Annotated in this window: 9 protein-coding genes; 5 read left to right on the forward strand and 4 right to left on the reverse strand. The window is 70.9% G+C overall.

The window, feature by feature from the left end; all coding sequences use genetic code 11:
- Nucleotides 1-2: 2 nt before the first annotated feature.
- The 4 genes from ACQKIP_RS32245 to ACQKIP_RS32260 form a co-directional block, all read right to left on the reverse strand.
- Entirely contained in the window at nucleotides 3-449 is a 447-nt protein-coding gene (locus tag ACQKIP_RS32245; RefSeq protein ID WP_365853177.1) for a hypothetical protein, read from the reverse strand.
- Between the two features lie 28 nt (nucleotides 450-477).
- Nucleotides 478-1,635 (reverse strand): hypothetical protein, encoded by a 1,158-nt coding sequence (locus ACQKIP_RS32250; protein ID WP_365853179.1) that lies wholly within the window; start codon nucleotides 1,633-1,635, stop codon nucleotides 478-480.
- A 61-nt stretch (nucleotides 1,636-1,696) separates the two neighbouring features.
- Complete coding sequence (locus tag ACQKIP_RS32255; protein ID WP_365853181.1) at nucleotides 1,697-1,924, reverse strand: hypothetical protein; 228 nt, start codon at nucleotides 1,922-1,924, stop codon at nucleotides 1,697-1,699.
- A gap of 200 nt (nucleotides 1,925-2,124) precedes the next feature.
- Nucleotides 2,125-2,895 carry an SDR family NAD(P)-dependent oxidoreductase gene (locus ACQKIP_RS32260; protein WP_365853183.1) on the reverse strand — a complete coding sequence of 257 codons (771 nt, stop codon included), beginning with the start codon at nucleotides 2,893-2,895 and terminating at the stop codon, nucleotides 2,125-2,127.
- A 118-nt stretch (nucleotides 2,896-3,013) separates the two neighbouring features.
- On the opposite strand from ACQKIP_RS32260, the gene ACQKIP_RS32265 reads away from it, so the two are divergent.
- The 5 genes from ACQKIP_RS32265 (at nucleotide 3,014) to ACQKIP_RS32285 (ending at nucleotide 8,369) form a co-directional block, all read left to right on the forward strand.
- Complete coding sequence (locus tag ACQKIP_RS32265; protein WP_365853185.1) at nucleotides 3,014-4,462, forward strand: alkaline phosphatase PhoX; 1,449 nt, start codon at nucleotides 3,014-3,016, stop codon at nucleotides 4,460-4,462.
- A 170-nt stretch (nucleotides 4,463-4,632) separates the two neighbouring features.
- The gene (locus tag ACQKIP_RS32270) at nucleotides 4,633-6,216 is read left to right on the forward strand and encodes a TROVE domain-containing protein (RefSeq protein WP_365853187.1); all 1,584 of its coding nucleotides are present in this window, start codon (nucleotides 4,633-4,635) and stop codon (nucleotides 6,214-6,216) included.
- Nucleotides 6,217-6,294: 78 nt separating this feature from the next.
- The gene (locus ACQKIP_RS32275; protein ID WP_365853189.1) at nucleotides 6,295-6,939 is read left to right on the forward strand and encodes a GntR family transcriptional regulator; all 645 of its coding nucleotides are present in this window, start codon (nucleotides 6,295-6,297) and stop codon (nucleotides 6,937-6,939) included.
- 17 nt (nucleotides 6,940-6,956) lie between these two features.
- Nucleotides 6,957-7,979: a 1-aminocyclopropane-1-carboxylate deaminase gene (locus ACQKIP_RS32280; protein WP_365853190.1), complete on the forward strand. Its 1,023-nt coding sequence runs from the start codon at nucleotides 6,957-6,959 to the stop codon at nucleotides 7,977-7,979.
- 162 nt (nucleotides 7,980-8,141) lie between these two features.
- On the forward strand, nucleotides 8,142-8,369 hold the full coding sequence (locus tag ACQKIP_RS32285; RefSeq protein WP_135329399.1) for a CarD family transcriptional regulator: 228 nt from the start codon (nucleotides 8,142-8,144) through the stop codon (nucleotides 8,367-8,369).
- Nucleotides 8,370-8,533: the final 164 nt, after the last annotated feature.

Below are 8,533 nucleotides of genomic sequence, written 5' to 3' on the forward strand. Positions count from 1 at the left end.
GCTCAGCACTGGTACAGCGTCGTGTGCTTGAACGACGACGTCGCGCCGTTGAACCCGTACGTACCCCGGTACGCCGGAGGGTTCTGGTACTCGCCGACGATCGTGATCGTGTCGGCGCAGGAGCCCTGGCCGGTGCGCTTGGCGTCCAGGCGGATGCTGTCGCCCATGACGCCGCCCGTGATCTCCCACGGGGCGCCGCAGATGCCGGAGGTGATCTGGCCGCCGGTCACCACGTGCGGGTAGGTGTTCGGGTTGAACTTCACCTCCATGGCGAAGGTGATCGCGCCGTTGTGCAGCTCCAGCTTGCACGAGGTGGCGACCGCCTCGGCGGACACCTCCTGGGGCGCGGCGAATGCCTCGTCACGCGTCTTGACCTCGGCGCCCTGCGGATTGTGGAAGTGGTGCTCCGCGCGGCTCTGGCCCTTCTGCTTGCGTGCCTGAGTGGTCATGAAACCCCTCCTCTCGTGGTGCGACCGGTCAGGCCAGTTGTTCGGAGACCTCGACCCGCAGCAGCGCGCGGACGTTCTCGAAGTGGTTGAGCACGGTGACGGTCGAGGAACCGGCGAACAGCAGGCCGAGCGCGACGTTGTCGAGCGAGGTCACCAGGGACCCCGAGTCGCCGCCCGCCGAGATGTTCGTCGTCAGGATCTGGTCCTTGAAGCGGGCTGTGCCCGCCGTGCCGTAGTTGACGTCGATGGTCGCGTCGACGGCGATGATCCGGCCGAAGGAGATGTTGGTCGTACGGCCGGTCTTCTTCACCAGGTCGCCGACCGCGACGTTCGCCTTGCGGCGCCAGGCCCGGGGCGCACCGCTGAAGTACGTCTCACGGGTCGCGTCCTGGAAGTCGACGGTGCCGAGCGCGGCGTCGACGACGTTGTTGTGCCGCTCCAGCGGGATCTGCGGGGCGAACTGGATCGTGATGAAGCGCTCCAGGGTCGCGATGCGGTCCGCGGGGTCCTGGCCGCCGTCGAAGACACCCGGCTGCACGATCGCGCTGCCCAGCTGGGCGCGGTTGGAGTCGGCGAGGACGTGGTTGTTGGACAGGATGTAGAACTTCGCCGGTACGCCGAGGCCGGCGCCCGGCGGGTCGACGGAGGCGCCGGGCAGGAAGTCGTAGACCACGCTGCCGAGCGTGCCTGCCGTCACGCGTACGTTGCCGACCGAGAAGCCGGAGGGGCACGGGCGCATCCGGCGCTTGAGGAGCTGCGGCTCGAACGCGCCGAGCCCCTGGAGCTCTTCCAGCATGGGCTGCGAAAGGCCCGCGAGCTGCTCGCTCACGCCGCCGTCGGGGCCGTACGTGACCGAGCGGTCGTCGGCGCGGCTCGCCTTGCGCTGCTGTCGCTGTGCGGCGACGTGGCCGACGGCGACGACGTCGGTGGGGGTGCCGTCGTCCATCTGGGCGGGAATGACGTCCCGCTCCGGGAGCATGGACTCCGGAACCTTCTGGGTCACGAACACGATGACCGCGGGTTCGCCGGTGGGCTCTCCGTCGATCCACTTCACGCCGTGGCCGAAGCCGACGACGTTGGCCAGGGACGTCTGGGGGCCCAGGAAGTCCCCTGTCGCCTGCTGGCGCGAGCTGTCACTGATCTGACCGCCGGTGGGTCCTCGCATCAATTCGGGCTGGCTCACCACGCCAGACCACCTCTTCCCCTTGGTTGAAGGGTGGAGTTCCGGTCCGCTCGCGCGGGCTGTCCTACTGCGCCGCGGGCTCGCCGATGGCGAGGACGCGCACGGGGACGCCTTCGAGCTCTGCCGGAATCACGTCTTCGTCCCGGAGCCGGTCGCGGGGCACTTTGCGGACGACGAACACGACGATCACGTCCGACCCCGAGTGCTCGTCCTTCCCGATGCCGACACCGGTGACATTGGCCAGCTTCATCAGCAGGCCCTCATGGAGGCTGCGTGCCTGCGAAGCGTCCACGCGGCTCGCCTCCCCAAACGGGTGATGCAGGTAGGGGATGTCTATTGCCGTGTGGATGGCGGGTCAAGGCGTTCTGCACGAAATCTTGGCATTGCGGGTGATCCGCGCCCGTTGACCTTGTTTACGAAGATTTCCGAAGGTTTACGAAGTCTCTTCCGCGTCTCGTCCGATCCGCGGCTCATGGGCGCGGAACCACCGGGTCACGTACGCAGATGTGAAGCCCCGTTGAGGTCGAGGACCGTGCCCGAGGCCCACTCCGCGACCGGCGAGGCCAGCCACAGCACCGCCGCGGCGATCTCCTGCGCCGTGCCCGCCCGCCCGAACGGGCTCTGCGCGCGGATCGCCGCGCCCTCCTCGCCGCTCAGCCGGTGCGCCACCCGCTCCGTCCCGAAGAAGCCGGGCGCCACGGAGGCCACCGCGATCCCGTACGGCGCGAGCGACACCGCGAGGGACTGGCCGAGGGCGTGGACGGCCGCCTTGGTCGCCCCGTAGGCCGGGTGGTCGGGCTCCCCGCGGAACGCGCCGCGCGAGCCGATGTTCACGATCCTGCCGCCCGTGCCCCGGTCGATCATGCCGCGGGCCGCCAGGTGGCTGAGGTTCGCCGTGGCCAGGAGGTTCACCGACACGTGCCGCTGCCAGAGCGCCGCCCAGTCCTCGTACGACGTGTCGGCGAGGGGATGCGGCAGGTTCACGGCGGCGTTGTTCACCAGGACGTCGGGGCTGCCGCCGAGCGCGGCGGCGGCCCGCCCTGCGACGTCCGCGGCGCCCGCCGGGTCCGACAGGTCCCCGCCCACCAGGACGTGGCCCTCGCCCGCCAGGGACGCGAGCGTCGCGCGCGCCTCCTCCTCGCGCGAGCCGAAGTGCACCGCGACACGGTCGCCGTTGTCGGCGAAGGCCTGTGCGAGTGCGCGGCCCAGGCCCCTGGAGGCCCCGCTGATCAGGACACGGCGGCCGGTGGCAGGCAGGTTCATGGAAGGAAGCCCCTCGACGTCGGACAGTGTTCAACCGCCGTTTATACGTGAGCGCGAATGTGACGCCGACAGCAGCCCGGCCGCGCCCCGGCCCCTTGCACCCGCCCGAGGAGACATCATGTCGCTCACCCGCAGGGACTTCGCCAGACGCTCCGCGATCACCGGCGCGGGCGTCGCCCTCGCCGGCAGCGTCGGCGCGCTCGCCACGGCGCCCGGCGCGCTCGCCGCCCAGGAGACCACGGAAGACGGGGATCAGGGGGCCGACGCGCTCGGCGGCGCCCCCGGCTACGGCCCCCTGGTCCCCGACCCGGACGGCCTGCTCGCGCTGCCCGCCGGATTCTCGTACCGCGTCCTGACCCACAGCGGGAAGACGAAGCTGGAGAGCGGCGAATTCACGCCGTCCAACCACGACGGCACGGCCACCTTCGAGGGACCGCGCGGCACGACGCTGCTCGTCAACAACCACGAGCTGGCAGGCCCCCGCGCCAAGTGGCCGCACCCGGTCCCGCTCACCGAAGGCCTCGTCTACGACCCGGCGGCCGCGGGCGGCTGCACCGTCGTCGAGGTCCGCCGTGACGGACACGTCGCCGAATGGGTCGGCATAGCGGGCACCGCCACCAACTGCGCGGGCGGCAGCACTCCCTGGGGCACCTGGCTGACCTGCGAGGAGACCGAGGACCGGGCCGGCAAGAACGGCATGACCAAGGACCACGGCTACGTCTTCGAGGTCGACCCCCACGACCGGCGGGCCAACCGCGCACCGAAGCCGGTCAAGGCGCTCGGCCGTTACGCCCACGAAGCCGTCGTCGTCGACCCCAAACGCGGCCACCTCTACCTCACCGAGGACGCCTCCGGGCCGAACGGCCTGCTCTACCGCTGGACCCCGCCGCACGGCTTCCGGCACGGCCGCGGCAAGCTGCGCACCCTCTCCGACGAGGCGGGCGTCCTGAAGGCGCCCAAGTGCTACGACTCCGGCGGCCGCTTCGTGGACGACCTCTCCCGCGCCACCAGGATCGGCACCGTGTACGGCGTGGACTGGATCGAGGTCCCGGACCGCGACGCGCGCACGGTCCCGGTGCGCGAGCAGTTCGACGACGGCGACATCACGCGCGCCCGCAAGCTCGAAGGCATGTGGTGGGGCGACGGCGGCGTCTACATCGTCGCCTCGTACGCCCGCGACGAGAGCCCCGTCCAGCACGACGGGCAGGTGTGGTTCTACCACCCCTCGCGCCGCACCCTCACCCTGAAGGTCCTGCTCGGCGTCAATCCCGACCCCTCGAAGGACGGCGCCTTCGACGGCCCCGACAACATCACCGTCTCCCCGTACGGCGGCCTCGTCATCGCCGAGGACGGCGAGGGCGTCCAGCACCTCTTCGGGGCGACCGAGCGCGGCCGTACGTACCCGATCGCGCGCAACGAACTCAACGCGGGCACCCCGGAGGAACCCTCCTACAGCGAGTTCACCGGCGTCACCTTCTCGCCCGACGGCAAGACGCTCTACGCCAACATCCAGACCCCCGGAATCATGCTGGCGATCACGGGACCCTGGCGGCGGCAGCGCCCCTGAACGGCGGTCACCGACCGGCGGTCGCCGAAAAAGCATTGGTCCCCCGAAAGGCCGCTCTCTTAGAGTGAAACTCCTCCCGGTGCGCGGGCGGCGGCTACTTCTTCCGATGAAACGACGCCGCCGCCACTTTGATCTCGGGAGGCAGTAATTCTGAATTCGGGGGAATTCACATGGCACGCTTCAACACCAAGTCTGCGAAGGCGCTGGTCACTTCCGCCGTGAAGTCGACCGGGCGCATCGCACCGACACACCAGGGCGGCCGGGGCCGTATCCGCGACCCCCGTTCCGAGCTCTTTCTGCTCGCGGTGGCGAATTTCGTTTCCCAGCAGACCTTTTACGAGACCGGGGACGCCCGCGACGACCGTTTCGCCACGCTCGTGCGCCGCCTCGCCGTCGAGGACCCTCAGTGGACCGCGGACCTGCTCGGCTGGCTGCGCGGCGAGGGCAACATGCGCACGGCCGCGATCGTCGGCGCCGCCGAGTACGTCAAGGCGCGCCTCGACGCCGGTGCCGCCGAAGGCCCCGCCAACCGCTCGGTCGTCGCCTCCGTGCTGCGGCGCCCGGACGAGCCCGGCGAACTGCTCGGATACTGGACGGCGGCGTACGGCCGGAACATCCCCAAGCCCGTCAAGCGCGGCATCGCCGACGCCGTACGCCGGCTGTACGGCGAGAAGGCGCTGCTCAAGTACGACACGGCGTCCAAGGGCTACCGCTTCGGCGACATCCTCAACCTCGTGCACGCCGCACCCGACCCGGACAAGCCGTGGCAGGGCGCCCTCTTCCGGTACGCGCTCGACCGCCGCCACCACCCCGACACCGCACTGCCGCCTGCCTCCGCCCGCGTCCTTGCCGCGCACCGCGAGCTGATGGCGGTGCCGGTGGCCGGGCGGCGCGCGGTGGTCACCGGCGCGGGCGGCGCCGAGCGGCTCGCGGCGGCGGGCATGACGTGGGAGGCGCTCGCGGGCTGGCTCCAGGGGCCGATGGACAAGGCGGCCTGGGAAGCGGTCATCCCGTCCATGGGCGTGATGGCGCTGGTCCGCAACCTGCGCAACTTCGACGAGGCGGGCGTCTCGGACGAGGTGGCGGCCGTCGTCGCGGCGAAGCTCGCGGACCCGGCGCAGGTCGCGAAGTCGCGGCAGTTCCCCTTCCGTTACCTCGCCGCGTACCAGCACGCGCCGTCGTTGCGCTGGGCCTACCCGCTGGAGCAGGCGCTCGGCCACTCGCTGGCCAACGTGCCCGCGCTGCCGGGACGTTCGCTGGTCCTGGTGGACCGCTCCGGCTCGATGTGGTCGCTGCTCTCGGACCGTTCGCAGCTGAGCCGCGCGGACGCGGCCGCGGTCTTCGGCACGGCGCTCGCGCTGCGGGCGGCAAACGCGGACCTGGTCGAGTTCGGCACGAGCAGTGCCCGGGTGAAGTACCGCAAGGGCGAGTCGGTCCTGAAGATCCTGGAGCGCTTCGGCAGCCTCGGCGGCACGAACACCACCGAAGCGGTGAGCCGCTTCTACAAGAAGCACGACCGCGTCCTGATCGTCACCGACGAGCAGGCGACGTACAACTACCACGGTGACCCGACCGAGCAGGTTCCGGCGCACATCCCGGTCTACACCTGGAACCTGGCGGGCTACCGCGTGGGCCACGGCGAGTCCGGCACGGGCAACCGCCATGTGTTCGGGGGTCTTTCGGACGCGGCTTTCCGGATGGTGCAGCTGCTCGAGGCGGGCTCTTCGAGCGACTGGCCGTGGATGCGGAAGTGAGTGCCGACCAGGGGCTTGGGGGTCTGTGCCCTCAAGCCCCTTGTTCTTGACGGAGATTGGTATCTAACATTTCAGTTCATGGGAGCCATGCAGCCGGTGCGACGCACCCTCCTCAGGGACCAGGCGTACGCGTCGATCCGTGACGCGATCGTCGGCGGGGAGATCCCGCCGGGCAGCATCGTGCGGGACGCCGACCTCGCCGCGTCGCTGGGCCTGTCCCGCGGGCCTGTCCGGGAGGCGTTCGCGCGGCTCGTGGACGAGGGGCTCCTGGAGTCCAAACCGCAGAGCCACACCCGTGTGACGCCACTGGACGCGTCCGACGTCAGGGACGCGGCCGCCGTGGTCCGCGCCATGCACGAGCTCGTCGCCCGCAGCGCGGTGCCCCGCCTGGAACCCGCGCACCTCCACGCGCTGCGCGAGGCCAACCGCCGGTTCACGGCGGCCGTCGCGTCCGGCGACGTGGAGGAAGCCCTGCGGGCCGACGACGACCTGCACGGCATCCTCGTCACGGCCTGCGGCAACGGCGCCGCCGCGGCCACCATCACCCGCTACACCCCGCTCATCCGCCGCCTGGAGAGGCAGCGCTTCGGCGAGGGCGTGACCTGCGGCTCCGCCGAGCTGCACGAGCGGCTCATCGACGCGTGCGCGGACGGCGACCCGGACGCGGCGGTGGCCGTGACCACGGAGATCTGGCGCGTCCTGGAAGAACTCGCCCACCCCTGACCCACCCGGAGGCCCCCGTGTCCGCAGCCCTCGACTCCTACGCCCGCTACCCCCTCCTCTTCGGCCCCTCGCCCGTCCACTCCCTGGACCGGCTCAGCCACCACCTCGGCGGCGCCGCGCTCTGGGCCAAGCGGGAGGACTGCAACTCCGGCATCGCGTACGGCGGCAACAAGACGCGCAAGCTGGAGTATCTGGTGGCCGACGCCCTCGCGCAGGGCTGCGACACCCTCGTCTCGATCGGCGGCGTGCAGTCCAACCACACCCGCCAAGTCGCGGCCGTCGCCGCCCGCGCCGGACTCAAGTGCGTGCTGGTCCAGGAGAGTTGGGTCGACTGGCCCGATTCCGTCTACGACAAGGTCGGCAACATTCTCATCAGCAGGCTCGCGGGCGCCGACGTACGCCTCGTACGCGCCGGATTCGGCATCGGCATCAAGGAGAGCTGGGAGCAGGCGGTGCGCGAGGTCGAGGAGGCGGGCGGCAAGCCGTACGCGATCCCGGCGGGCGCTTCCGAACACCGGCTCGGCGGTCTGGGCTTCGCCCGCTGGGCCTACGAAGTGGCCGAGCAGGAGGCCGAGTTGGGGGTCTTCTTCGACACCGTCGTGGTCTGCTCGGTGACCGGGTCGACGCAGGCGGGCATGGTCGCCGGGTTCGCCGCACTCGCGGAGGAGGGCGGCCGTCCCCGGCGCGTGCTCGGCATCGACGCCTCCGCCGATCCCGACCGCACCCGCGAGCAGATAGCCCGGATCGCGCGCGGGACGGCGGAACTGATCGGCGTGCAGGCCGAGGTGAAGGACGCCGACATCGAGCTGGACGCGCGCTACCACGCGGGCACCTACGGGCTCCCCGACGAGGCGACCCTGGAGGCGATGCGGCTCGCGGCCCGTACGGAAGGCATGGTGACCGACCCCGTCTACGAGGGGAAGTCGATGGCCGGGATGATCGATCTGGTGGACAGGGGCGAGATCGCGCGCGACGCCACCGTCCTGTACGCCCACCTCGGCGGGCAGCCCGCCCTGAATGCCTACAGTGCCCTGTTCTGAGCACCGACGGGGCTTGTGGGGCACAGTTGTGCGCGCGGTGCCACGAACCAACTACGTAACGCTACGGGGAAACCGGGATTGTGTGTCGGTTTGATGCCGATGTGAGGACCGTGTGAGGTCGGAGCATGGTGCGGCAGGGGCCTGAGGGCGCATACTCGGAACATGACGAGGCCCCCCGGTACCCGACGCCACCTGCCGAACAGCCCCTTTAACGTTCCGCCGCCGCCCGCACCGCCCATCGAGCAGTTCGCCGTGGGCGACCGGGTCTCTCACGACCAGTACGGACTCGGACGGATCGTCGGAGTCGAAGGCGAAGAAGCCGTGGTCATCGACTTCGCCGGCCGTCAGGGACGCTTCCTCAGTCCCTATCCGAAGCTGGCCAAGCTCTGACCTGACGTACGCCTCCGGGCGCGTCCGCACGCACGCCAAGGGGCGGTCGGCGGAGAAGGCTCATCCCTTCTCCGCCGGCCGCCCCCGCATGTTCCGGTGCCTTTCGGTGCGTCCCGGCGGCGCCCGGCGCCCGCCGGGCGCCGCCGGTGCGATGCCTACAGGGC

It is taken from the genome of Streptomyces sp. NPDC059900 (assembly GCF_050270335.1).
Lineage (GTDB): Bacteria > Actinomycetota > Actinomycetes > Streptomycetales > Streptomycetaceae > Streptomyces.